At 65.1% G+C, this 1368-nt stretch carries 2 protein-coding genes and 1 pseudogene; 2 read left to right on the plus strand and 1 reads right to left on the minus strand.

What is annotated here, in order from left to right; all coding sequences use genetic code 11:
- Window positions 1-253: enoyl-CoA hydratase-related protein (locus LL06_RS24090; protein ID WP_161785017.1), on the minus strand; the 253-nt coding region annotated here is incomplete at its 3' end.
- Window positions 254-413: 160 nt separating this feature from the next.
- Here LL06_RS24090 and LL06_RS24095 point away from each other — a divergent pair.
- Both LL06_RS24095 and LL06_RS24100 read left to right on the plus strand, forming a co-directional pair.
- Window positions 414-1166 carry an SDR family oxidoreductase gene (locus LL06_RS24095; RefSeq protein WP_035533104.1) on the plus strand — a complete coding sequence of 251 codons (753 nt, stop codon included), beginning with the start codon at window positions 414-416 and terminating at the stop codon, window positions 1164-1166.
- A 9-nt stretch (window positions 1167-1175) separates the two neighbouring features.
- Window positions 1176-1368: pseudogene (locus LL06_RS24100) on the plus strand (acyl-CoA dehydrogenase); the annotation flags it as partial.

Consider the following 1368-nt stretch of genomic DNA (forward strand, 5'->3'; position numbering starts at 1 on the left):
TGAACAGGCTGAATTCGGAGGCGATGTAGTCGCGGAACGGGTCGCCCATGTCGCGGATGTCGTCGATCGCCGCCCCGCGGCTGAAGCTCTTGTCCGTGCCCTTGAGGATCAGCACGCGCGGCGCGGCGCGTTCGATCGCGGTCAGCGCGTCGTGCATCTCCTCGAGAAGCTTGGGCGTGATGACATTGCCGCGGGTCTTGGTGTCGAAGCCAAGCCGGACGATCTTGCCGCCGTCGTGTTCGGTCACGGTCACGGTTTCATAATTTCCGGCCAAAGCAATTCCTCCATCCACGGTCCATCATGGATCACCGTTAGCAAACGAAAATGAATCAATCAAGCGTTTGACAGGTAGTTGTATTCATTTCTTCCCGGTGCTAGTGCACTCTAGGAAGATACAGGGGTTTTGGATACGCATGTTTTATGATCTGAAGGGGAAGACGGCGCTGGTCACCGGCGCCTCCGGCGGGCTCGGACTGGAGTTCGCGCACATGCTGGCGCGCCAGGGCGTGACCGTGGCGCTTGCCGCGCGGCGGCTGTCGGCGCTCGACGAGGCCTGCGACAGGATCAGGGCCGATGGGGGACGGGCAGTGGTGGTCGAGCTTGACGTGACCGATGCGGACTCTGTCACCGCCGCCGTCGCCGCGGTTCCGGACCGACTCGACATCCTTGTCAACAACGCGGGGATCTCCGTCCCCGGAAACGCGACCGACCTGAGCCTTGATGACTGGAACCGGCAGATCGCCACCAACCTGACCGGGGTGTTCCTGACCGCGCAGGCAGCGGCGCGCCGGATGATCGCCGACGGCAATGGCGGAGCGATCGTCAACGTGGCCTCCATCCTCGGCCTGCGGGTCGCGGGCGCGGTGTCCGCCTACGCGGCGGCGAAGGCCGGCGTGGTGCAGCTCACCGCCTCGACCGCGCTAGAATGGGCCAGGCACGGCATCCGCGTCAACGCGCTGTGCCCGGGTTACATCGAGACCGACATCAATCGCGAGTTCTTTGCGTCCGAAGCCGGCATGGCGCTGATCAAGCGCATCCCGCAGCGCCGGCTCGGCACGCCGCGGGAGCTCGAGGGAGCGCTGCTGCTTCTCTGTTCCGATGCCGGCAGTTACATGACCGGCGCCACCATCGCCGTCGACGGCGGCCACCTCGTGTCCTCGCTCTAGGAGCTTTCCATGGATCTCACCGTTTCCGCACGCATCGAAGACTACCGCAGCCGCATCGCCCGCTTCGTGGAGGACAGGGTGCTTCCGCTCGAGGAGGACCGCTCCGCTTATGACGCCCACGACAACATCCGGCTCGATCTGGCCGACCGGCTGCGCGCCGAAGCCCGCGCCGAAGGTCTCTGGTGCCTGCAGCTCAAGCCCG

The sequence above is a fragment of the Hoeflea sp. BAL378 genome (genome assembly GCF_000759435.1).
In the GTDB taxonomy this organism is placed as follows: domain Bacteria; phylum Pseudomonadota; class Alphaproteobacteria; order Rhizobiales; family Rhizobiaceae; genus Hoeflea.

What these genes read in the sequence shown, in the direction of transcription:
- LL06_RS24095 (WP_035533104.1), top strand. Translation starts at nt 414, where the DNA reads ATGTTTTATGATCTGAAGGGGAAGACGGCGCTGGTCACCGGCGCCTCC.